The organism is Meiothermus cerbereus DSM 11376 (genome assembly GCF_000620065.1).
GTDB lineage: Bacteria > Deinococcota > Deinococci > Deinococcales > Thermaceae > Meiothermus > Meiothermus cerbereus.
On record NZ_JHVI01000028.1, the window covers coordinates 17,261 to 40,085 of the forward strand.

The following is a 22,825-nucleotide window of genomic DNA, read 5'->3' on the forward strand; positions in this document are numbered from 1 at the left end:
TGAGTGATGAAAGCCAGGTATGCCCAAACAGCCAGCCTTCCGGGCCTCGAGGTGCCCGGTGCGGTGCTTCGCCCGTTTGCCGGCGAGCATCTGATGCTGATGCGGGCCGAGGGTAAAGCGGGTTCGCCCCTGGCCGCCCATGCCCACCCCCACGAGCAGATTACGCTGGTGGTTTCGGGGCGGTTGCGGCTGCGGATTGGGGAGGAGTGGCTCGAGCTCGGCCCTGGCGATATAGCCCATGTGCCCTCCAATGTTGAGCACGAGGCAGTTTTTATCGAAGACAGCGTGGTGTTCGATGCCTTCCATCCGGTGCGGCAGGATCTTTTAGACAAGCTCCGGTAACTGCGCCAGACCGCATTGTAAGTGGTTAACCCCTGAACCTCTATAGCCGGAAAGCCGATACAATCGGCCTATGCTAGCCGAGGTTACAACCTACTACCTCGAGATGTGCTCACCCCAAGCACTACGCCCCAAGCGTGTGGCACTGGAGGGTTTGCTTTTGATGAAGGCCGAAATTCCCAGTGCCGAGCTGCAACACTTTCTCTACCGCAGCGTGGGGGGCAACTGGTACTGGTACGAAAAAGCCAACTGGAGCTACCAGGCTTGGTGGGAATACGCCCAAAACCCCAACCTGCATACCTGGGTGCTCTACCTGAAAGGCACGCCCGCAGGCTATTTTCAGCTCGAGGTGCAGCCCGAGGGGAACGTCGAAATTGTGTACTTTGGCCTGCTCGAGCAGTTTGGCGGAATGGGGCTAGGGGGACACCTGCTCACCTGTGCCCTCGAGGAAGCCTGGCGGCTGGGGGCCCAGCGGGTCTGGGTTCACACCTGCTCGCTCGACAGTCCAGCCGCCCTAGCCAACTACCAGGCCAGGGGCATGCGGCTGTACAAAACCGAGACCCGGCTGGTTGAAATCCCCGACCGGACACCTGGCCCCTGGCCAGGGGCCTATGGCTAAACCGCCTCGCCAAACCACACGCTGGCCTGACGCCGGGCACGCTCTTTGATGGCGGGCGTAATGTGAGCGGCTACCGTCCCTGCTGCCAACAACAAAACGCTCAGGTCATCGGTAAAACCGATTAACGGGGCCAGATCGGCCACCGCGTCGAGGGGCACTAGAAAATAGACCAGCGCGCCCAGAATGGTGCGTTTGGCCCAGGTAGGTGTGCTGGGTTCTTGCAGGGTGTAATAAAGCCAGAGGGCCTTTTCCACCACCTTGCGGCCTGCCCGGCGGGCAAACCTTTGCAGCTTTTGCCAGAAGGCGGCCTCACTGTAGCGTTCAGTGGGCTGGATGGGTGTAACCTCGAGCCTTTGTAACTCTTCCATAACCGACCCTTCAGCTAGATGGTAGCAGTTCCTCCACCAGACAGATGAGCCAGGTGTGCAAATGTAACCCAGGCTGCAAGATTTACCGCTGGGTTTTCCTTATGCTAACCTCACTTTGCAAGCAGCGTTCATCCACATCGGGCTGCTGGATCGGCTTCTTTACCTCGGGGTTTTGCCAGGCCATCTAGCCCACGCTGTGGATAAAAAGGCTGCAAAGGAGGAAATCTCATGCGATTCAGATTCTGGCTCACCTTGGGGCTAACCCTCTTGCTCTCCTGGGCTTTGGCCCAGTCACGTACCCTGATCATCGCCCAGGGCACCGACCCCACCTCCCTCGACGCACCTCTGGCCACCGACTCCCCTTCGGCCACGGTTGCCAGCCACGTGGTAGAAACCCTGTTCTACTACACCCCCGACGGCAAAATCGTGCCGCAGTTGGTTGAGCGCTTCAGCTTCAGCCCTGACCGGAAGGTGCTCACCCTCAACCTGCGCAAAGGCATCAAGTTTCACGACGGAACCGAGCTCAACGCCGAGGCCGTGAAGTTCAACCTCGAGCGCCTGATCTCCCCCGAGCTGGCCTCCTCCTTTGCCTTCTTGCTGCGGGGGCGGGTCAGCGCCTTCGAAGTGGTGGACGCCCATACCCTGCGTCTGCGCATGCCGGAGCCCTTTGCCCCGGTGCTGGCCCACCTCACCCACAGCTCCACCGCCATCCAGAGCCCCGCGGCCATCCGCCGCTTAGGGGCAGGCTACCGCGACAACCCCGTGGGCACCGGCCCCTACAAGTTCGACCGCTGGCAGAAAGGCCAGTTTGTAGAGCTGGTGCGCAACGACGAGTACTGGGGTAAGAAGCCCGCCATCGAACGCCTGCGCTTCCTGGCCGTACCCGAGGCCACCACCCGGATGGCCCTGGTCGAGACCGGGCAGGCCCACGTGGCCGTGCGGGTTCCACCCCAGGATGTACAGCGCCTCAGCGCCCGTCCCGAGATTGATGTGGTAACCACCCCCAGTGTGCGCACCATCTTCTTCTACTTCAACCAAAGCAAAAAGCCCTTCGACGATGTGCGGGTGCGTAAAGCCATCAACCACGCCATCAACAAGGAAGAGATTGTGAAGTTTGTGCTGGGCGGTTTTGGCCGGGCCTCCGATGCCCCCATCAGCCCCGGCATCTTTGGCTACACCAAGGTAGGAACCTACGACTACAACCCCGACCTGGCCCGCCAGCTCCTGGCCCAGGCCGGTTACAACGCCCAGAACCCCCTGCGCTTTACCCTGCACAGCCCCAACGGGCGCTACCTGCAGGACATCCGGGTAGCCGAAGCGGTGCAGAGCCAGCTGCGGGCGGTGGGGGTACAGGCCCAGATCCAGACCCTCGAGTGGGGTGCTTACCTGGCAGCTACCAACCAGCCGCGTGAACGCAACGAGATCCAGGTGGCCATGCTGGGCTGGGGTACCGTCACGGGCGACGCCGACTACGGTCTGTTTGGGCTGTTCCACAGCTCGCAGCACGCCCCCAACGGCTTCAACCGGGGCTTCTACGCCAACCCCCGCTTAGACCGCATCCTCGAGCAGGCCCGCATCGCCACCAACCCCAAGGCCCGCCAGCAGCTCTACGCCAGCGCCATGCAGATTATCTACAACGACGTACCCTGGGTCTTCCTGCACTCCGAGCAGCAGGTTACAGCCATCCGCCGCGAGGTTCAGGGCTTTGTGGTACACCCCACCGAGCGCCTGATCGCCACCGAGGCTACCTTCCGCACCTCAGCCGAGCGCTAAAAAATGCCCTCCCACCCCGCCACCTGTGTGGCGGGGTTTTTCTTGCAAGGACAGCAGAACTTGGGTAGGATGTGCTGCAAAGCTTAGCGACCCTGGCTGAAAAAATTCTGGATAAGCCTGACCCATGACCACCTATATCGCCCGCCGCTTGCTCACGGTCATCCCCACCTTGCTGGGGGTCTTGCTGGCCGTATTCCTGATGGTACGGCTGGCCCCCGGCGACCCCGCCCAGCTACTGGCCGGGGAGTTCGCCACCCCCGAAACCCTGGCCGATATCCGCCAGCGTTTTGGTCTGGATCAGCCCTGGCATGTGCAGCTGGGCCTCTACGCGGCCAACGTGGTGCGGGGCGACCTGGGGCAGTCGGTACGCACCCGCAAGCCCGTCACCTACGAGCTGCGCCAGTACTTCCCCAACACCCTGCGGCTCACCCTGGGCGCCATGCTGGTCGCGCTTTTAATCGGAATTCCGGCGGGCATTATCGCCGCCACCCGGCCCGGTACCATCTTCGATCTGCTGGCCATGCTGGGGGCCTTGATTGGGGTCTCGATGCCGGTCTTCTGGTTTGGCCTGATGGCCATTCTCATTTTCTCGGTGCAGCTTGGGTGGTTTCCGGTAGCCGGCACGGGCACGCTCTGGCATCTGGTCTTGCCGGCCATTACCTTAGGCACCGGTACCGCTGCCATCCTGGCCCGTATGACCCGCAGCGCCATGCTGGAAGTGCTCTCGCAAGACTATATCCGCACCGCCCGGGCCAAAGGGCTAGCCGGAAGGGTAGTGGTCTTCAAGCACGCCCTGCGAAACGCCTTAATTCCTGTCGTAACCATCACCGGCCTGCAGTTTGGCGGGCTGCTAGAAGGAGCGGTCATCACCGAGACGGTGTTTGCCTGGCCTGGCATCGGGCAGTTGTTGGTGGGTTCGATTCTGGCTCGAGACTACCCGGTGGTGCAGGGCGCGGTGCTCCTGATCGCAGTGGTTTTTATCCTGATCAATCTCATCGTCGACCTGCTGTACGGCGCTATCGATCCGCGCATTCGCTACGACTAAAGCCTGCAAGGTACACCTATGGCAGAATCTGCAAATCCTGTTCAAGCCTTATCTTCAAAGCGGGAGTCGCCCCGCTGGCGGCGGCGGCTGCTGAGAAGCCCGCTGGCCATTGCGGGTTTTGTATTTATCGGCATCTTTGTCCTGGTGGCGGCTTTCGCCCCTTTCATCTCGCCCTACAGCCCAGTCGAACAAAACCTGCGCGGCACCTATGTACCCCCCATGCGCGTTGAGTTTCGCGGCCCAGAAGGGCAGCCGGGCCTTTGGGTGCGCGAGGTGAGCCGCACACCACTGGGGGCGCTCGAGGTAGGCCAGGAGCTCTACCCCATCCGGTTCTTGGTGCGGGGTGAGCCCTGGGTGTGGTGGGGTGGTCTTTTGCGCAGCGACCTGCACCTTTTTGGCGTGGACGGCCCCATCAAGTTTTACCTGCTGGGCTCCGACGAACAGGGGCGCGATATTCTGAGCCGCCTGGCCCACGGCGCCTGGATTTCGCTTTCCATAGGCCTGATTGCCGTGTCCATAGGCCTTTTCATCGGCGTACCGGTGGGTCTGGTCTCGGGCTACTTCGGCGGTACTTTCGACCTGATCACCCAGCGCATCGTGGAAGTGATGCTTTCCTTTCCTGGCATTCTGCTGGCCATTGTGCTGGTTGCTACCCTGGGCACCGGCCTGACCAACGTAATGATTGCCGTAGGCATCGCGGCCATTCCAGTCTACGCCCGATTGGTAAGGGGTTCGGTGCTCGCGCTGCGCGACCGCGAGTTTGTGGAGGCCAGCCGGGCCCTGGGCAATCGCAACCGGCGCATCCTGCTGTGGCACATCCTGCCGAACTCACTCTCGCCCATCATTGTGCAGTCCAGCTTGCAGATGGCCGTAGCAATTTTGTTTGCCGCCGGACTGGGTTTCCTGGGTCTGGGTGCCAGGCCTCCCGAACCGGAGTGGGGGCTAATGCTGGCACGGGGGCGCGAATACCTGGCCACTGCCCCACACGTGGCCACCTTTCCAGGGCTGGCCATCATGTTTGTGGCCCTGGGCTTCAACCTGCTGGGAGATGCCCTGCGCGACGCGCTCGACCCCAGAACAGCAGGATGAACCCGCCCGGTCATATGAACCCCACCTGAAGCTTTGTAGTTGCGGCAGGGTAGATTGGCAAAACCCGCGGAATGAGTCTATGCGTACCTGGCGCAATTCCTAAAGCGATCTTTCGGAACAGCATCTTGCATTTCAACTATGGAGACACTGTGTTGGGTAGCAGGTCAAAAGTCATGGTCGGATTTAGAGCGCTCTAAAAGGCCCTTCACGCTTTTTATCCGCCTCTCACACAGTACCAAGTCATCCCCTCCTCCTTTGAGCAAAGTTTTACCGACCAACAGGCTGCTTTAAAAAAGCCCTAAGATGGGAGGTATGAAACCATGGTTGGGTCTTGCGATGGTAGCCCTGGTAGGTTGCGTACCCCTGCCGGAACAACAACCGTATCAGGTCAGTGAAATTCAGCTGCTGTTTGCCGAGAACACCGAGCGCTGGACGTATTTTTATGGTGAACCCCAGGTGGTTCAGCTAGGGGCGCAGCGCCTCTCGCTCACCCAGGGCAGCAGCGCCAGCCCGCTGGCCCTGCCGGAGGCTTTGCTGGTGAATGGCGAGGCCCTCTACCGTGAGATTGGGCCTGCACAGCCCCGCGTGGCCCAGACCAGCCGCTCCTTCTTCGGTTTTCAGTATGTGGTGCGTGCCAGCCGCGATGTGCAAAGCGCCTGGCTCTTCGATGGAAGCTGGTCGCGGTTGGGAGGTGTTTTTTCGGGCAATACCGCCCAGGTTGTCGAGGACCGCCCTGGCTCCCCCCGCCTGGAGGGGCTTTCGGAGGCCGAGAACGCGGTGGTGCTACGGGAAATCCTGGCCCGCCGTGGGGGACGCCCGGTGGTGATCTATGAGATTCAGCCACCCCTGGAACCCAACCGCTATGTGCCCGCCCCCCGCCAGAGTCGTTTAGCTGCCCTGGCCGTACAGTATGGCCTCGAGACGGAGCTCATCTTTATGACCCCCAGCCCAAACCCCACCCCCCGCGTTTTACTTCAGGGCAGCCAGGCTGCCTATACCGCGCCAGGCCCGGCGGCCTACCTTGCCAGCAACGCCAGCCAGCTCCTCAACATCTGGCGGCTGGCCACCGGCAATCAGGTGCCCCCACCCGCTACCCCAGCGGTAGATTTCACCCGCAGCCGGGTGGTGGCTTTCTTCTGGGGGCAAAAGCCCACCGGCGGCTACAACGTGCAGTACGTCAGCAGCCAGCTTTCGGGCAGCACCTTCCGGGTCACCCTGCGCCTGTTAAGCCCGCCACCCGGTGCCATCGTGACCCAGGCCCTCACCAGTCCCTTCGTGATGCTCGAGGTGCCTGGAAGGTTCTCTCGAGTGGAGTTTGTGGACACCAGCGGGCGTCTTCTGGCAAGCGCCAGCGAGTGACTTGAATCCCAGAAAATTATGTGCGCGCTCCCTCACCTTTCGGCTCCCTGCGCCCGCGGAACACCATCCGAAAAGGAATCTCGCGCAAACCCAGGTCTTCGCCGATGCGGTTGCGCAAAAAACCCTCGAAGGCCCGCGTTACGAACTCGGGGTGGTTGCAAAAAAAGACAAAGGTGGGGGGAGCTACCTCGGGCTGGGTGAGGAAAAAGAGCTTGAGGGGCTTGCCCTTGAAGTTGGGGAGCATGGTCTGGGTGCTCCAGAGCGAAAGCCAGCGGTTGAGCTCGGCGGTCTCGAAACGCACTCGAGCCAGCTCAAAAAGCCGCGCAGCCTCGGAAAGCAGCTTGTGCAGGTTCTGCTTGGTAACCGACGAAACGTAGAGGATCGGCAGGTGCTGGATGTGGGAAAGTTTGAGGGCCAGGTCGGCCCGCACCCGCTTGGCTTCCTCTTTGCTCTCGATCAGATCCCACTTGGTAATGGTCACGATCACCGGCTTACCGGCCTCGAGGGCCTCGTTGGCTAGTTTTAGCTCGTGGTCGCCCACTTCCTTGGGGTCTATGACCAGCAAGACCACATCGGCATCCAGAATGGCCTGGTGGGCCCGCCCAATGGCCTGTTCCTCGACCCCGGTCTCGGGCCGCTTGCGAATGCCGGCGGTGTCTACCAGCAAGAACCGGCTGCCCCCGTAGTCGAACTCCACATCGATAGAGTCGCGGGTGGTGCCGGGGATCTCCGACACAATCACCCGCTCCTCGCCCAGAATGGCGTTAAGCAGGCTGGATTTACCCGCGTTGGGGCGGCCCACAATGGCCAGGCGGATGGGCACCACTTCGGGCTCGCTCTCGCTCTGGCGAACCGGAAGCATGGCCCAGATGCGCTCCAGTAAATCGTCGAAGCCACGCCCGTGGGCCGCACTGGTGGGAGTGGGCTCGCCAAAGCCCAGGGCATACAAATTGCCCAGGTAGGCCTCGTGCTTGGGGTCGTCTACTTTGGTGGCCACCAGCAGCACCGGCTTGCCCTGGCGGCGCAGAAAGTCGGCGACCTCGAGGTCGGCCGTCACAATGTCGCTGCGGCCATCCACCGCAAAGAGCACCAGGTCGGCGTCTTGAATGGCGCGCTCGACTTTTTGCTTGATTTTCTTCTCCCACACGTCGCCCGACCACAGGCCCCCAGTATCGATCAGCTTGAAGCGGCCCTGCTCGCTTTCCACCACGCCCTCTTTGAGATCGCGGGTGACCCCGGGCACATCGGCCACCACTGCAAACTGGCTCCCGGCTTTGGCGGCTTTTTCCGGGGCCGCACGCAGCCCCATCAACTTGTTGAAGAGGCTCGACTTGCCCACGTTGGGGCGGCCCACAATAACCACTCTATACATAACTCCACTCGCCTTCGGTTTCTGGCTGGCCCACGTTACGTGAGCCCACAAACAGCATCCTTGATGTTACCATGCGCTCTTAGTATGAAGCCTAAAGTTTGCTTGGTGGTAGGCATGGGGCGGGGCATTGGGCTCAGCGTGGCCCGGCGCTTCGGGCGGGAGGGGTATCGGCTGGGCCTGGTGGCCCGCAACGAAGCCAGTCTGGAAAACTACGCGGGGGCCCTCGAGCTCGACGGCTATACTGTTGGGCGCTTTCCCGCCGATGTATCGCGCACCTCCCAGCTCATCTCCGCCGTCCGCGAGGCCGAAAAGCAGCTTGGCCCCATCGAGGTTCTGGTGTACAACGCCTACGCCTCCCAGGAAAGCCGGGCCTCGGAATTGAGCCTGGAGGCCCTCGAGGAGACCCTAAAGGTCAACCTCTACGGCGCCCTGGTCGCGGCTCAACTGGTCATTCCGGGTATGCTGTCGCGCCGGAAGGGTACCCTTCTGTTTACCGGAGGCGGCCTGGCCCTTAACCCCCAGCCCGACCGGGCCGCACTCTCGATCGGCAAGGCCGCGCTGCGGGCCCTGGTGGGCTCCCTCAGCAAGGAGCTGTATCACGAAGGCATCCATGTCGCTACCGTGACCATCGCCGGCCAGATCCGGCGCAACACCCCCTTCGACCCCGACCTGATCGCCGAAAAATTCTGGGAGCTGCACGCCCAGCCTCCGGGCCAGTGGAAGACCGAAATCGTCTACCAGGGTTGAGGAGCCGCTCTATACTTTCTCCTGTGAGTGCTACGCCCAACGCCCTGGCCCGCCTGGTGGAGTCGGCCTCCTTCAACCGCTTCGTAACCGCCATCATCCTGCTGGCCGCCCTGCTGGTGGGCCTCGAGACCTACCCACCCCTCATGGAGCGCTACGGCCCCACGCTTGAGGGGCTCAACGACCTGGTGCTGGCTATTTTTGCTATAGAGGTTTTGCTGCGCATGGCGGCCCTCTGGCCCCGCCCGTTGCGCTACTTCCAGAGCGGCTGGAACGTTTTCGATTTCGCCATCGTGGCTGTTAGCCTGCTGCCAGGGCTGGGCAGCTACGCGGTGGTGGCCCGCCTGCTGCGGCTGCTGCGGGCGCTGCGGCTCATCCGTACCCTGCCCGATCTCCAGATTATTCTGGGCGCTTTGCTGCGCAGCATTCCTTCCATTGGCTACGTGCTGCTGCTGATGATGCTGCTGCTCTACGTCTACGCGGTGGCCGGGGTGTTTTTGTTCGGCCCCAACGACCCCTTCCACTTTGGCAACCTGCACACCGCCCTGCTCACCCTCTTCAGCATCCTTACCCTGGAAGGCTGGGTGGACGTGCTCCGCATTCAGTATTTTGGCTGTGAGCGCTTCGAGCTGCCCGACCCCAGCCTGTGCACCCAGCCGGTGGCCCAGCCCCTGGTCTCGACCCTCTACATGGTCTCGTTTGTGCTGCTGGGCACGCTGGTGTTTTTGAACCTGCTGGTGGGCATCATCGTCAACAGCATGGACGAGATGCGCAAAAGCCTGCAGGAGCACAGAGTACCCCCTAGCGGCCTCGAGGGCCAACTGGAAGAAGTGCAGGCCAGGCTACGGGAAGCCCAGGCTCTGCTCAGCAGCCTGCAAGGGCAACAAAAATAAGCGGCTTACCTTGTGGTATCCCTTATGCTATACCAGATACTATGGGTCATCCCTATGCCATCCAGCCCAAAACGCCCTGGCAGCGCTTTGGGGTGTGGGCTTTAAAGATGCTGGGCTGGACCGCGGTCATGGCCCCACCCCCAGGTAAAAAGTTTGTGCTGGTGGGCTACCCCCACACCTCCAACTGGGACTTTTTGTACGCCCTCTTGTGGGGCATGGCCTCGGGCACGCGCTTTAGGTGGGTGGGTAAGAGAGAGCTGTTTCCCCCGGTGCTGGGGGTGGTGATGAGGTGGCTGGGCGGCATCCCGGTAGACCGCTCCAAGTCTGGCGGCGATTTTGTCCGTCAGGTGGCCCGCATCTTCGAGCAGCACGACAACCTGTGGGTGGTGGTGGCCGCCGAGGGCACCCGCAGCCGCGCCCCCTACTGGCGGAGCGGGTTTTACTACATGGCCCTCGAGGCCAAGGTGCCAATTGCGCTGGCCTATATCGACTACAGCCGCAAGGAAGTGGGCGTCGGGGGCTACTTCACCCCCAGCGGCAACCTCGAGGCCGACTTCGAGCAAATCCGGGCCTTCTACGCCGACAAGGTAGGCCGCAACCCCAGCAAGCAAAGCCCCATCCAGCTCAAGCCAAAGGATAGTGCCTAGAGGCCACCCAAAGCCTTCCATACTGAAAAAGTTAATATTCCCAGATCCCCAGCCGAATCTGTGCGGTAGGGTGCAAGGCGCTGTTGTAGCAAACCTTGAAGGGATTGGGGCCTTTTATGAAAGCCATCACCTATCAGGCGGGCGGTATCCGCGTTATTCTGGTAGTTAGTGACCGTTTATGCTAGAGAAACTTGAATCCCTTGAATCCGAGTACCAGGCGCTCGAGCGCCAACTGGCCGACCCGGCGGTGCTCACTAACCAGACCGAGTATCAACGCATTAGCAAGCGCTACGCTGAGATGGGCCACCTGGTCAAGGTTATTCGCAACTACAAGGAAGCCCTGGCCCACCTCGAGGGGGCCCGCGAATTGCAGTTCGACCCCGAGCTAGGGGAAATGGCCCAGGCCGACATCGAGGCCCTACAGCCCCGCATCCAGGCCCTCGAGGCCGAGCTCGAGCTCTTGCTGCTGCCCAAAGACCCCCTCGACGAGAAAAACGCCATCGTGGAGATCCGGGCCGGCACCGGGGGCGAGGAGGCCGCGCTTTTTGCCGCCGAGCTGCGGGACATGATCATGGAGTATGCCCGGCGGGGCGGCTACAAGGTAGAGCTCCTGGACACCTCGCTCACCGACCTGGGAGGGGTATCCAAGGTCTCCTTCGAGGTGACGGGGCCCGGGGCTTACGGCTACCTGAAGTACGAGGCGGGGGTACACCGCGTGCAGCGGGTTCCGGCCACCGAGACCCAGGGGCGCATCCACACCTCCACCGCCACCGTGGCGGTGATGCCCGAGGCCGAGGAAGTAGACGTACAGCTCGACCCCGCCGACCTCGAGATCACCGTCTCGCGGGCCTCGGGGCCGGGGGGCCAGGGGGTCAACACCACCGACTCGGCGGTGCAGGTTTTGCACAAGCCCACTGGCATGATTGTCTCCTGTATGGAGTCGCGCAGCCAGATTAAAAACAAGGAGAAAGCCCTCGCCATCCTGCGCTCGCGCCTCCTGGAGATCAAGCGGGCCGAAGAGGCCGCCCGCCGCCGCGAAGACCGCCTGGCCCAGATTGGCGCAGGTGAGCGCTCGGAGAAAATCCGCACCTACAACTTCCCCCAGTCGCGCGTGACCGACCACCGCATCGGCTTCACCACCCACGACCTGGAAGGGGTGCTCTCGGGCGACCTCTCCAAGCTACACGAGGCCCTGCGCAAAGCCGACCAGGAACGCCAGCTCGAGGCCCTGTCCAGCAAGACCGCCTAGGCGAAAGGTGGTCTTTATGCATGGGTTGCGACGTGACCTATTGGTGGCGGCAGCCATCCTGATGGACAAGCAGGGGCGGGTCTTGCTGGTCGCCAACGACTGGAGCCGCCGCGGCAGGGTACGCTATACCCTGCCTGGAGGAATGGTCGAAGCGGGCGAAACCGTGCTGGCTGCCATTGCACGGGAAGTACTCGAGGAAACCGGCCTGCGGGTTAAGGCTATCCAGCACCTGGCCTATGTGGTACAGGTGGAGGACGCCCGCAAAAGCGAGCGCACCGTCGCCATAGCCTTTCGCGCCGATTACGAGGGCCTGCTCAACCCCAAAGACCCCGATGGGCACATCGTGGAGGCCCGCTTCTTCACTGCCGAAGAGGTCGCCATCAAGCTAGACGAGCACCGGCCTTTGCTGGAGCCCCTGATGGACTACCTGAAGGGAGAACGGGGCCGTTTTTATGCCTACTCAAGCTGGGGCGGCGAGGGCACCAGAGTTTGAATGCCCCACCGCACGCTTCACAGACGTTGCCTCCCATCCGGGAGGCCACCGTGCTGTGCAGGACAAAGCAGTCATGTTTTGGGCAGCTCAATGAGCGCGCTAGCGCCGAATGGCAAAACCCTGTTGCTCGAGCGCGGCGATGATGTTCTGCATAAACGAGTCGGTCTCGTGGTCGGTCAGGGTGCGCTGGGGGTGGCGGAAAGTCAGGTGGAAGGCCAGGCTTTTTTGTCCCTCCTCCAGCGGCTTGCCCCGGTACACATCAAAAATCTCGAGCTTTTCCAGATATTCGCCTGCCCTGGCGCGAATCAGGCGCTCGACCTCGGCATAGGGGGTAGGCTCCGGCACCACCACCGCCAGGTCACGCATGGAGGCAGGATATTTGGCGATATCGACAAAGCCTCCCGGCCCCTTGCTGAGGGGCAGGGTAAGCTCGAATAGGTATACCTGGGGCAGCTCCAGGGCTGCAGCAATGGCGGGGTGCAGGGCACCGATATGCCCTACCTTTTGCTCGTTCCAGAAAACTGCTCCACTGATACCTGGGTGTAGGTGTGGTACAGCCTCTTTCTCGACCCGCACGCTGCTGCCCAGGTTACGTGCAGCCACCTCGAGCAAACCCTTCAGGGCAAAAAAACTGCCCCCCAGGCCCTTTTGCCATAGCCCCGGAATGGGGTCGCCAGAGAGCATAGCCGCAAGGTGCAGATTTTCGCATTGTTCAAAGACCTTGCCCACCTCGAATAGAAGAAAAGGCCCGTCCTCTCCCTGGGCTAGAGCAGTTTGCAGATTTTTGAGCAGGCCAGGGTAGAGGGCGGTGCGTAAAGCGGTGCGGTCGGCGGTCTGGGGGTTTTGCATGAACACCGTTGGCGCCGAGGCCCGCATCAGGGCGCATTCCTCGGGCGACGACCAGGAGTAGTTCAGCACTTCCTGGAAGCCCAGCCCGGCCATCACCTGCTTGAGCCGTTCGATGGCTTCGTAAGGCGCGTCCACGCCCAGGTTGTCGGGGTGGGGGAAGAAGCTGGGCAGGGTGGTGGGAATCTGTTCGTAGCCCACAATGCGGGCCACTTCCTCCACCAGGTCTTCCTCGATGGAGAGGTCTACCCGGTAGCTGGGCGGGGTTACCGCCCACACCCCGGCCTGGTCGGTGGGTTCAACCCTACAGCCCAGGCGACGGAGCACCTCAGCCTGGGTGGCTTCGGGGTACTCGAGCCCCACCAGCCTCGAGGTATAGGCGGGCCGGAAGGCGATGGGCGGGTGGGGCTGGGTGTAGTTAAGGTCGAGGCGCTCCTGGGCCACCTGCACCTCCGGGCCACCCCAGGCTTGCAGCAGCTCCAGAAAGCGGTCGGCGGCCAGGAGCTGCCCGTCTTTATCCACACCCCGCTCGAAGCGGTAAGAGGCCTCGGTCTTGAGGCCCTGGCGTCTGGCGGTACGGCGCACCCGCACGGGGTCGAAGTGGGCCACCTCCAGGGCTACCGCGGTGGTGGTATCGCGGATTTCGTCCTCGAGGCCCCCCATCACCCCCGCCAGACCAGCCGGACGGGTCTGCTGGCCGTCCTTAACCGCAATCAGCAGGTCACGTTCATCCAGGGTGCGTTCCTGTCCGTCCAGGGTAACCAGCTTTTCCCCGGCCCTGGCCCGGCGCACCACCAGGCCTTCCTTGATGAAGGCCGCATCGTAGGCGTGCATGGGGTTGCCAAGCTCGAGCATGGCGTAGTTGGTGGCATCCACCACGTTGGAGATGGGCCGCATCCCGGCCGCGTACAGGCGGCGCTGTATTAAAAGCGGGCTGGGCCCTACCCGTACCCCTCTTGCATACGACAGGGTGAAGCGGTCGCAACCTTCGGGGTCTTCGATCCAGACCCCAAAAGGCAGGGACAGGGGTGTGCGCTGGGGCTTGGGGCTGGGCTGCACCAGGGTCAGGCCCAGGGCGGCCAGGTCGCGCGCCACTCCGTACACCGAGAGCCAGTCGGGGCGGTTGGGGGTAATCTCGACCTCGATGACCTCCTCGGGGCCCCAGACCTCGGCCAGGGGGGTGCCGGGCGGCAGGGCCTCGGGGGCAAACTCGAGCAGGCCCCCCGCGTAATCGCCCACCCCCAGCTCTTTGGCCGAGAGGGCCATGCCATAGGACTCGAGGCCAGCAATTTTCCGAATGCTCAGCTCGCTTCCATCGGGCAGCACTGCTCCCGGCAGGGCCAGCGCCACCCCCATGCCCGTTTTGGCATTGGGCGCGCCAGAGACAATCTGCACCTCCCGCCCGATATCCACAACGAGCCTGCGCACCGCCTTACCCTCCAGGTTTTCTACCTGCAACACCCGGCCAAACACCACCTGACCAGGGGGCGGGGCTAGACGGCTGATGGACTCGGTCTCGAGGCCCAGCCCAGCCAGAAGCTCTTCCAAACGCGCACTGCTGGGCGCATCGGGCAGGAATTCTTTGAGCCAGCTATAAACAATTTTCATTTGGCAACCCCACTCCTGTTCAACTTGACTGGCTAACCTCTAAACTGCCGCAAAAAGCTCAGGCGGTTCTGGTAGAAGTAGCGAATATCGGGTATGCCGTAGCGCAGCAAAGCCAGCCGCTCGACCCCCATGCCGAAAGCCCAGCCGGTCATGCCCTCGTAGACCCGCGGCAAGCCATGTTTTTCGCGGTAGTCGTCTACTGCCTTGAACAGGTAGGGGTGTACCATGCCGGCGCCGCCCAGCTCGAGCCACTTCTCTCGCTCGGGCCACCACATAGCAAACTGCACCCCCGGCTCCACAAAGGGAAAGAAGGTCGGCTGAAAACGGGCCCTGCCCTCCTTGCCAAAAAGCCCCCGGGCCAGCTCGCTGATTGCGCCTTTGAGGTCGGCCATGGTGATGTTGGGCCCCACCACCAGGCCCTCGAGCTGATGAAACATGGCTTCGTGCGAGGCGTCGGTCTGCTCGTAGCGGAACACCCGTCCCGGAACCACAATTTTGAAGGGCGGGGTGTGCTGAATCATGTAGCGAATCTGCATCCCCGAGGTATGGGTTCGCAGCACCGCCCCACCCAAAGCGGTAACGTCCTCGCCAAAAGGCCCCTGGATGGCAAAACCGTGCTCTAGCTGCCCTTTTTCACTGGACTCAGGCGCACCGCCAAACTCCACCCAGAAGGTATCCTGCATATCCCGCGCGGGGTGCCACTCGGGCATGTTAAGCGCATCAAAGTTGAAGAACTCGCTCTCCACCTCGGGGCCTTCCACCACGCTGAAACCCAGCTTGCGAAAGATGTTCACCAGCTCGAGCAAAATCAGGCTGGTGATGTGCAGTCCACCCGAGGGAAAGGCATAGCCGGGGAGCGAAACATCCAAGGCTTCTTGCTCGAGCTTAGCCTGAAGCTCGAGTTCCTTAAGCTCTGCTTCACGTGCCTCCAGGGCCTCCTCGAGGGCCCGTTTCCACTCGTTCAATACCCGGCCTTTTTCCTTGCGCTGTTCGGGCGAAAGCTGGCCCAGGGTTTTCATCTCCTGGGTCAGCAGGCCGTTTTTCCCCAGGTAGTGTACCTTCAAGCCCTGCAGGCGCTCCAAAGTGGGCGCCCCGCTGATTTCTTCCAGTGCTGCCGCAATATCCATTGAACCTCCCAAAACCCTGTCCAGTCTAACTAAAAGCGGTGGGCGGCACTAAGGCCGCCCACGAGAGAGTGTCATCTCCCGCGGGCCTAGCTAAAAAACCACCCCCCAGCCATACTTGCGGGTTAGCCTACCACCAGGGTCAAACCTGGGTCAATCGCCACCCACCCCATAGAAGAACCTGCTAAAGGGCCTTTGCAAAACAGGTCATAAGGAATGTCTTTGATTTGATCTGGGGCCCCGCCTGAAGCGCGAGTAGCAACAGCCTGAAAAACGATGGTGCCTCAACAATCCCTAACGGAACGGTTCAGGCGGGGTTCATGTTACGCTGCTTTTACCAGCCTTGGTCAAAATAGCGCAGGAGCAGCTTGCCGGGCGGGTATACTTCGGCTTGATGCTTAGCTGGCTCGATTTAATGGCCCTCTTGGTTCTCTCGGCAGCCCTGGGAGTAGGCATTCGCCAAGGGGTTCCTTTCGCGCTGGCAGTGGTGCCAGCGCTGGTACTGTACGTGTTGTTGGCGTCTTTGCTGGGAGCTTGGCTTCCCTTAGCAGCACTGCCCTTTCTCGCGCTGGCCTTGGGGCTGGGCATGGCCTACCTGAGCCATCTCGTTCCGATAACGCCACTTACCCCTACCCTCGAGGCCATCATTGGCGGTGTTGGGGGGTTTTTGTGGGGGCTGTTCCTGGCCTTTATCATCTGGGTTAGCTTCCCGAGCGAATTTGTGGCCTCTACCGGCGCTTTACGCTACCCCTCCGAGCGCATTCCCAGCGGGGTCAAAGACGGCATCGTCAGCAGCCCCTTCGCCCGCCCACTGTTCGACTGGGCCGCCGGAAATCCCGTGCTCAGGGCAGCCTTGCTCCCACACGTCAACCACCCCTAGAGCGCTCTTCACAAATATTGAAAAAGTGCGATGGACAGCTATTTCCGCCCAAAGTCTGCTGGGTTTTCTCCCCAGAGGTCGGTCTGCCACTTGAGAATGGGGTTGCGGTAGGTATTGGAACCTAGCCAGGCCTCGGCCCTGGCTATGCGCTCAAACAGCTCGGCATTTTGCGCTGTGGGTATAAGGTTGGTGCGGGCTTTTTTGGCCTTTACCCAGGCAATGGCGTTGACCGAATCGGAGTAAATAGGCCAGGTGTAGCCCTTTTCCTGGCACAGCATCAAGGCCTCGACAATGGCCAGAAACTCGCCCACGTTGTTGGTTCCCTGAGCAAAAGGCCCTCGACGAAAAATTTCCTTCCGTGTAGCAGTGTCCACACAGCGGTACTCCAGCCGCCCCGGATTGCCGCTGCAAGCTGCATCCACACAGTAACTGGGGATAATCGGCGGAGGGGCCTGCAAAAGCCGGGCCTGACTGGCTTTTTTGTTCAGATAGGCCTGGTATTCTCCTGCAAAGGCCCGTCGGGCTTTGTCCAGGTTTTCAAAAGCCTTGTACTGCGCACCCACAAAACCCTTGACCTGCGCTTCGGCTTCAGGCCAGGAAGTAAAAATACCAGTTTTTCGGCCCTTCCAGACCACATAATACTTGCTTTTGGGCTTAACCACTCGGGCCATAGCTCAAAAGTGTACCGCAAACGCTGCTTAAGTAAGCCCGGCCTGGTCAGCTCAGTTGGTCGCAGCCCGCTTTTTCAGGCGGTTGAGATACTGCTTGCGAAACTTGGCCACCTTGGGGCCCACCACAAACGCGCAGTAGGGTTGGTAGGGGTTGCGCCGGAAGTATTTCTGGTGGTAGTCCTCGGCGGGGTAGAACTTCTCGAAGGCCACCAGCTCGGTCACGATGGGGTTCTGCCAGAGCCCGGCCTGGTTCAGGTTTTGCATTACTTCCTGGGCCTGCGCTTTTTGCTCTGGGGAGTGGTAAAAAATGACCGAGCGGTACTGTGGCCCCACATCGTTGCCCTGCCGGTTGGGCGTGGTGGGGTCGTGAATGGCAAAGAAGATTTCCAGGACTTCTCGGTAAGAAATTACACCCGGGTCGAACGTCACCTGCACCACCTCAGCGTGGCCGGTCTGCTTGCTGCACACCTGCTCGTAGGTGGGGTTGGGCAGATGCCCCCCGGAGTAGCCCGAAACCACCTCCACCACGCCCTCTAGTTCGTCGTAGATGGCTTCCAAACACCAAAAACATCCACCGCCCAGGGTGGCGACCTCGAGGTTTTGACCCATGGCAGTCAATTATGACTGAACCTCAGCAGTGCGATGTAAGACAAATGACTGTCACAAAGACAGCACTTTGGCGAGTTCGTACTTTTTGCGGTTAATGTCCTTGCGTTTTTCGATGGCTTCTTTGAAGGGCGTAAGGCGAATTTCGTCGTTGACTTCGCCTATCGCAACCCCGCTGGCCCCGCTCAGCAGGGCCTCCACGCAAGCGGCCCCCAGGCGGCTTGCCAGCACCCGGTCTCTGGCAGTGGGGCTGCCTCCACGCTGGATGTGGCCCAGAACCGTAACCCGGCCCTCGAAACCGGAGTACTGTTGCACATCCTTGGCGAGCTGCTCGGCGCCGCCCTCGTAGCCTCCTTCGGCCACCACCACAATGGAAGAGCGCTTGCCCTTCTCCGCCGATTTGTTAATCACCTCAGCGCAGGCCTGGGCATCGGTGGGAATTTCGGGAATCACAACCACCTCGGCCCCCCCCGCAATACCGACCTCGAGCGCAATGAAGCCGGCGTGGCGGCCCATCACTTCGATAAAAAAGACCCTCGAGTGGCTCGCGGCAGTATCGCGGATACGGTCAATAGCGTCCAGGGCTGTATTGACGGCGGTGTCGAAGCCTATGGTGTAGTCGGTGCCGTAGAGGTCGTTGTCTATAGTGCCGGGCGCACCCACAATCGGGATGTGGTGCTCCGCAAGCAGCTTTGCTGCTCCGGTATAGGTTCCGTTGCCACCAATGGCTATTACCCCATCTATGCCTGCTTTTTTCAGGTTTTCGGCGGCCCTGGCTCGGCCTTCGGGGGTCATGAACTCTTTGCTTCGGGCCGTGAGCAAGATGGTACCGCCCCGCTGCAAAGTATTGGCCACATCACGCGGCCCCATCAGCACGAAATCGCCCTCAATCATGCCCTGGTAACCCCCCCGGATACCGATAACTTCCAGACCATTGGCCCAGCCCGAGCGCACTACCGCCCGGATGGCCGCGTTCATGCCGGGTGCGTCTCCCCCACTGGTAAAAACAGCTATTCGCTTCATCAAAGTATACTCCAAACTTAGACCTTGCCTTACAAAGACCCAGGGGCCTTCTGGCAAAAACTGCCTGTTAGTTTACCCAAGAAACTCTGTTATGTGGCATCCGAAGGTATCCAGCGCTGGCAGACCCACGCTCCAATCAGGCGGCCCTGGCCCCTTTGCGGGCACGTTATTCAACACCTCCAGACACGTCGAATGGGGCTCACGGTTTTGGCACATCTGGTTTGTGGGCCAGTTCGTAGGCCAGGTTGCGGGGAACCCCTGCTTCGATCAAAGCGCTTACCAGCTCCTTACCTTTGAGGCCCTGGGCTTTGAGCTGCTCGAGCAATTCCTGTGTCCCCTGCCCCCTGGCTGCTGGAGCCTGCTCTTTTGGCCCCAGCACCAGCACAAACTCGCCCCTGGGTTCTTTGAAGTATTCCAGCGCATCACCCAGTCTACCCCGCCAAATTTCTTCGTGCAGCTTGGAAAGCTCGCGGGCAATCGCCACCGGGTGCTCCGGGCCATAGAGTTGCAGAAGGTCTTGCAGGGTCTCGCGCAAACGATGCGGTGCCTCGTAGAGCACCACCGTGCGAGCCGCAACCTGCTCCAGGCGCTCCCGGCGCTCCGCGCGTTTCTGGGGCAGAAAGCCCTCGAAGGCAAAGCGTGCGGTAGGCAGACCAGAGGCCACCAAAGCCGGAATCAGCGCGGTGGGGCCGGGTAGCACCTCGAGCGCCCAGCCTTCCTTTATGGCCAGCGCCACCAGCTCGGCGCCGGGGTCGGAAATACCGGGGGTGCCGGCATCGGTCGCGTAGGCCACAAGTTCGTACCCTTCCAATAGACGCTTGGCGTTTGCCACGGTGTGCTGGTCGAGGCGCACCATGGGCTTGGAGATGCCAAAGTGCTTTAGCAGCAACCCGGTGCGCCGGGTGTCTTCGCAGGCCACCACCTCGGCCTCCTTAAGCACCCGCAGCGCCCGCAGGGTAATGTCCTCGAGGTTGCCGATGGGTGTGGGCACCAAAATCAAACGCATTAGTCCAGTCTACCTGCTCGTTTGGAAGCCCCAAAGAGAAGTTTGTTATACCAGATTCGGTTAGTTCGTCACCGAACGGTGACGAACTAACCCGACCGAAGGGATACGCTTTCTTCGCCGAGCGCAGCGAGGGGTGTGCTCTAGGATTCAAAAAGATAGCCTCTTAGCGCTTTTTGTTTGAAGATTATCTTTTTGAATCCGGTATTAGTCTCTGAGAAGCCGGTATCCCCCGCATCACCTGACCAACAAAAGCCGTAGTACCATACACTCAATGTTCGCCAAAACCATCCGCCTGCCGTTTCGGTTGTTGGGCATCCCGATCTCGCTTGACCTGAGCTTTCTGATTGTGCTGCCGCTTTTTGCTTTCCTAATCGGCAGCCAGCTTCCGCTCTATCTGCGGCTGCTACAGATCAGCGCACCGCCGGATTTGCTGCAAGGCCCTACCCCCTACCTGCTGGGCCTGCTGGCTGCTTTGGGGCTCTTCCTTAGCGTGCTGCTTCACGAACTCGGCCATGCCCTCACGGCCCGGGCTTATGGTGTGCAAACCCGCGAGATTACCCTGTGGCTTCTGGGTGGGGTGGCCCAGCTCGAGCAAATCCCCCGCTACCGGGGGGCCGAGGCCGTCATTGCCATTGCAGGCCCTATTGTGAGCGTGCTGCTGTCGGGGCTATTTGGTCTGTTGCGCGGGCTGGTGCCCCTAGGTGCTGCCGAGGGACAGTTTCTGCTGGGCTACCTGGCCTTCATTAACCTGAGCCTAGCTTTGTTTAACCTGCTCCCAGCCCTGCCCCTCGATGGCGGGCGCATCCTGCGTAGCCTGATGGCTTTGTACAAGCCCTACCTCGAGGCCACCCGCACCGCTGTAGCCATTAGCAAAGTGGTGGCCTTTGCACTGGGGCTGTTGGGTTTGCTGGTCGGCAACCTGCTCATGCTTCTGATCGCCTTCTTCGTCTTTATGGCCGCCAGCGCCGAGGCCGAGCAAGCTGTGCTCAGCCGTACCCTCGAGGGCCTGCTGGTGCGCGACCTGATGACCCGTGAGGTGAGTACCATACCGCCCAATTTGACCGTGGCTGAACTCCTGGAAAAAATGCTACAGGAGCGGCACGTGGGCTATCCGGTGGTAGAAGAAGGGCGGCTATTGGGCCTGATAAGCCTGGAAGACCTCAACGGCGCCTCACCCCAAACCCGGGTGCTCGAGCGGATGCGTCCGCCCTTGCAGCTCGACGAACATGCCGAGGCCCTGACCGCTTTACAGCGCATGGCCGAGCAGGGGTTCTCGAGGCTGCTCATCACAGATGCCAACGGCAAATTGATTGGCATCCTGAGCAAGACCGATCTGCTGCGAGCACTTCAACTTCGCGCTGCCCAGATGAGTCTCAGCAATCAATCCAACCCCAACACCTGGTAGGGCTTGACAGGTTAGAAGGTAGTCTGTACACTTCTCGTTGCGCTGCCGCGAGGTAGCCAAGCACCTTGACAAAGAAAGATCAGCAGCAAACACGAACCATACGTCGTTTTCTCGGACGTTTTAAACGAGAAAGACCTTAACTAGGTCAATCCTCTTGCTCGCAAGAGCATTTTTGGAGAGTTTGATCCTGGCTCAGGGTGAACGCTGGCGGTATGCCTAAGACATGCAAGTCGCACGGACTGTTTCGGCAGTTAGTGGCGGACGGGTGAGTAACACGTAGGTGACCTACCCCAAAGTCTGGGACAACTAGGAGAAATCTTAGCTAATCCTGGATGTGAACCTCAGCTGTGGCTGATGTTTAAAGCTTCGGCGCTTTGGGATGGGCCTGCGGCGCATCAGGTAGTTGGTGGGGTAACGGCCCACCAAGCCGACGACGCGTAGCTGGTCTGAGAGGACGACCAGCCACAGGGGTACTGAGACACGGACCCCACTCCTACGGGAGGCAGCAGTTAGGAATCTTCCGCAATGGGCGAAAGCCTGACGGAGCGATACCGCTTGAAGGACGAAGCCCTTCGGGGTGTAAACTTCTGAACTCGGGACGATAATGACGGTACCGAGGTAATAGCACCGGCTAACTCCGTGCCAGCAGCCGCGGTAATACGGAGGGTGCGAGCGTTACCCGGATTTACTGGGTGTAAAGGGCGTGTAGGCGGTCTCTCAAGTCCGATGCTAAAGACCGAAGCTCAACTTCGGGGGTGCGTTGGATACTGTGAGGCTAGACGGTCGGAGAGGGTAGCGGAATTTCCGGAGTAGCGGTGAAATGCGCAGATACCGGAAGGAACGCCAATAGCGAAAGCAGCTACCTGGACGATTTGTGACGCTGAGGCGCGAAAGCGTGGGGAGCAAACCGGATTAGATACCCGGGTAGTCCACGCCCTAAACGATGAGTGCTGGGTGTCCGACATCTGTTGGGTGCCGTAGCTAACGCGTTAAGCACTCCACCTGGGAAGTACGGTCGCAAGACTGAAACTCAAAGGAATTGACGGGGGCCCGCACAAGCGGTGGAGCATGTGGTTTAATTCGAAGCAACGCGCAGAACCTTACCAGGTCTTGACATCCACGGAACCCTGGTGAAAGCCGGGGGTGCCCGCAAGGGAGCCGTGAGACAGGTGCTGCATGGTCGTCGTCAGCTCGTGTCGTGAGATGTTGGGTTAAGTCCCGCAACGAGCGCAACCCTTGTTGCTAGTTGCCATCAGTTCGGCTGGGCACTCTAGCGAGACTGCCTACGAAAGTAGGAGGAAGGCGGGGATGACGTCTGATCCGCATGGCCCTTACGACCTGGGCGACACACGTGCTACAATGCCTGCCACAAAGCGCTGCGACCCGGCAACGGGAAGCCAATCGCATAAAAGCAGGCTCAGTTCGGATTGGGGTCTGCAACTCGACCCCATGAAGCTGGAATCGCTAGTAATCGCGGATCAGCCATGCCGCGGTGAATACGTTCCCGGGCCTTGTACACACCGCCCGTCAAGCCATGGGAGTGGGTTTTGCCTGAAGTCGCCGGGAGCCGCAGGCAGGCGCCTAGGGTAAGGCTCATGACTGGGGCTAAGTCGTAACAAGGTAGCTGTACCGGAAGGTGCGGCTGGATCACCTCCTTTCTAAGGAG

At 60.9% G+C, this 22,825-nt stretch carries 21 protein-coding genes and 1 rRNA gene; 14 read left to right on the forward strand and 8 right to left on the reverse strand.

Annotation, left to right across the window (positions count from 1 at the left end):
- The first annotated feature begins 6 nt into the window (after nt 1–6).
- The gene (locus Q355_RS0110920) at nt 7–342 is read left to right on the forward strand and encodes a cupin domain-containing protein (protein ID WP_027877837.1); all 336 of its coding nucleotides are present in this window, start codon (nt 7–9) and stop codon (nt 340–342) included.
- A 70-nt stretch (nt 343–412) separates the two neighbouring features.
- Entirely contained in the window at nt 413–958 is a 546-nt protein-coding gene (locus tag Q355_RS0110925; protein ID WP_027877838.1) for a GNAT family N-acetyltransferase, read from the forward strand.
- On the opposite strand, the gene Q355_RS0110930 is transcribed toward Q355_RS0110925, so the two are convergent.
- Nucleotides 955–1,326 (reverse strand): YkvA family protein, encoded by a 372-nt coding sequence (locus tag Q355_RS0110930; protein ID WP_051529392.1) that lies wholly within the window; start codon nt 1,324–1,326, stop codon nt 955–957. The genes Q355_RS0110925 and Q355_RS0110930 overlap by 4 nt on opposite strands.
- A gap of 228 nt (nt 1,327–1,554) precedes the next feature.
- On the opposite strand from Q355_RS0110930, the gene Q355_RS0110940 reads away from it, so the two are divergent.
- The 4 genes from Q355_RS0110940 to Q355_RS0110955 all read left to right on the forward strand — a co-directional run bounded on the left by Q355_RS0110940 (nt 1,555) and on the right by Q355_RS0110955 (nt 6,592).
- The gene (locus Q355_RS0110940; protein ID WP_027877840.1) at nt 1,555–3,099 is read left to right on the forward strand and encodes a glutathione ABC transporter substrate-binding protein; all 1,545 of its coding nucleotides are present in this window, start codon (nt 1,555–1,557) and stop codon (nt 3,097–3,099) included.
- A gap of 124 nt (nt 3,100–3,223) precedes the next feature.
- Nucleotides 3,224–4,144 (forward strand): nickel ABC transporter permease, encoded by a 921-nt coding sequence (nikB, locus tag Q355_RS0110945; RefSeq protein WP_027877841.1) that lies wholly within the window; start codon nt 3,224–3,226, stop codon nt 4,142–4,144.
- A gap of 18 nt (nt 4,145–4,162) precedes the next feature.
- Nucleotides 4,163–5,233 (forward strand): ABC transporter permease, encoded by a 1,071-nt coding sequence (locus Q355_RS0110950; RefSeq protein ID WP_084496120.1) that lies wholly within the window; start codon nt 4,163–4,165, stop codon nt 5,231–5,233.
- A gap of 312 nt (nt 5,234–5,545) precedes the next feature.
- Nucleotides 5,546–6,592 (forward strand): protease complex subunit PrcB family protein, encoded by a 1,047-nt coding sequence (locus Q355_RS0110955; RefSeq protein WP_027877843.1) that lies wholly within the window; start codon nt 5,546–5,548, stop codon nt 6,590–6,592.
- A gap of 16 nt (nt 6,593–6,608) precedes the next feature.
- On the opposite strand, the gene der is transcribed toward Q355_RS0110955, so the two are convergent.
- Nucleotides 6,609–7,964, reverse strand: a complete 1,356-nt coding sequence (gene der / locus Q355_RS0110960) for a ribosome biogenesis GTPase Der (protein ID WP_027877844.1) — start codon at nt 7,962–7,964, stop codon at nt 6,609–6,611.
- Nucleotides 7,965–8,048: 84 nt separating this feature from the next.
- Here der and Q355_RS0110965 point away from each other — a divergent pair, with 84 nt between their 5' ends.
- The 5 genes from Q355_RS0110965 (at nt 8,049) to Q355_RS0110990 (ending at nt 11,990) form a co-directional block, all read left to right on the forward strand.
- Complete coding sequence (locus tag Q355_RS0110965; protein ID WP_027877845.1) at nt 8,049–8,711, forward strand: SDR family NAD(P)-dependent oxidoreductase; 663 nt, start codon at nt 8,049–8,051, stop codon at nt 8,709–8,711.
- A 23-nt stretch (nt 8,712–8,734) separates the two neighbouring features.
- Nucleotides 8,735–9,601: an ion transporter gene (locus Q355_RS0110970; RefSeq protein WP_027877846.1), complete on the forward strand. Its 867-nt coding sequence runs from the start codon at nt 8,735–8,737 to the stop codon at nt 9,599–9,601.
- A 41-nt stretch (nt 9,602–9,642) separates the two neighbouring features.
- Entirely contained in the window at nt 9,643–10,248 is a 606-nt protein-coding gene (locus tag Q355_RS0110975) for a lysophospholipid acyltransferase family protein (RefSeq protein ID WP_036259299.1), read from the forward strand.
- 178 nt (nt 10,249–10,426) lie between these two features.
- Nucleotides 10,427–11,497 carry a peptide chain release factor 1 gene (gene prfA, locus Q355_RS0110985; protein WP_027877848.1) on the forward strand — a complete coding sequence of 357 codons (1,071 nt, stop codon included), beginning with the start codon at nt 10,427–10,429 and terminating at the stop codon, nt 11,495–11,497.
- Between the two features lie 25 nt (nt 11,498–11,522).
- A complete protein-coding gene (locus Q355_RS0110990) occupies nt 11,523–11,990 on the forward strand; it encodes an NUDIX hydrolase (protein WP_027877849.1) in 468 nt (155 codons plus the stop codon).
- 99 nt (nt 11,991–12,089) lie between these two features.
- Here Q355_RS0110990 and pheT read toward each other — a convergent pair whose 3' ends face one another.
- Both pheT and pheS read right to left on the reverse strand, forming a co-directional pair.
- Nucleotides 12,090–14,444 (reverse strand): phenylalanine--tRNA ligase subunit beta, encoded by a 2,355-nt coding sequence (gene pheT / locus Q355_RS0110995; protein ID WP_027877850.1) that lies wholly within the window; start codon nt 14,442–14,444, stop codon nt 12,090–12,092.
- A gap of 32 nt (nt 14,445–14,476) precedes the next feature.
- Nucleotides 14,477–15,571: a phenylalanine--tRNA ligase subunit alpha gene (gene pheS / locus Q355_RS0111000; protein WP_027877851.1), complete on the reverse strand. Its 1,095-nt coding sequence runs from the start codon at nt 15,569–15,571 to the stop codon at nt 14,477–14,479.
- Nucleotides 15,572–15,962: 391 nt separating this feature from the next.
- Here pheS and Q355_RS0111005 point away from each other — a divergent pair, with 391 nt between their 5' ends.
- A complete protein-coding gene (locus Q355_RS0111005) occupies nt 15,963–16,448 on the forward strand; it encodes a hypothetical protein (RefSeq protein ID WP_027877852.1) in 486 nt (161 codons plus the stop codon).
- Between the two features lie 38 nt (nt 16,449–16,486).
- Here Q355_RS0111005 and Q355_RS0111010 read toward each other — a convergent pair whose 3' ends face one another.
- From Q355_RS0111010 to rsmI, 4 genes are all read right to left on the reverse strand, one after another.
- Nucleotides 16,487–17,119: a ribonuclease H1 domain-containing protein gene (locus Q355_RS0111010; RefSeq protein ID WP_036259302.1), complete on the reverse strand. Its 633-nt coding sequence runs from the start codon at nt 17,117–17,119 to the stop codon at nt 16,487–16,489.
- Between the two features lie 51 nt (nt 17,120–17,170).
- Complete coding sequence (gene msrA / locus Q355_RS0111015; RefSeq protein WP_027877854.1) at nt 17,171–17,728, reverse strand: peptide-methionine (S)-S-oxide reductase MsrA; 558 nt, start codon at nt 17,726–17,728, stop codon at nt 17,171–17,173.
- Nucleotides 17,729–17,779: 51 nt separating this feature from the next.
- Complete coding sequence (gene pfkA, locus Q355_RS0111020) at nt 17,780–18,748, reverse strand: 6-phosphofructokinase (protein WP_027877855.1); 969 nt, start codon at nt 18,746–18,748, stop codon at nt 17,780–17,782.
- A gap of 199 nt (nt 18,749–18,947) precedes the next feature.
- A complete protein-coding gene (rsmI, locus tag Q355_RS0111025; RefSeq protein ID WP_027877856.1) occupies nt 18,948–19,754 on the reverse strand; it encodes a 16S rRNA (cytidine(1402)-2'-O)-methyltransferase in 807 nt (268 codons plus the stop codon).
- A 271-nt stretch (nt 19,755–20,025) separates the two neighbouring features.
- Here rsmI and Q355_RS0111030 point away from each other — a divergent pair, with 271 nt between their 5' ends.
- Together Q355_RS0111030 and Q355_RS0111035 are read left to right on the forward strand one after the other, a co-directional pair.
- Nucleotides 20,026–21,159 (forward strand): site-2 protease family protein, encoded by a 1,134-nt coding sequence (locus Q355_RS0111030; RefSeq protein ID WP_027877857.1) that lies wholly within the window; start codon nt 20,026–20,028, stop codon nt 21,157–21,159.
- 169 nt (nt 21,160–21,328) lie between these two features.
- Nucleotides 21,329–22,817 (forward strand): 16S ribosomal RNA (locus Q355_RS0111035).
- The last annotated feature ends 8 nt before the right edge of the window (nt 22,818–22,825 follow it).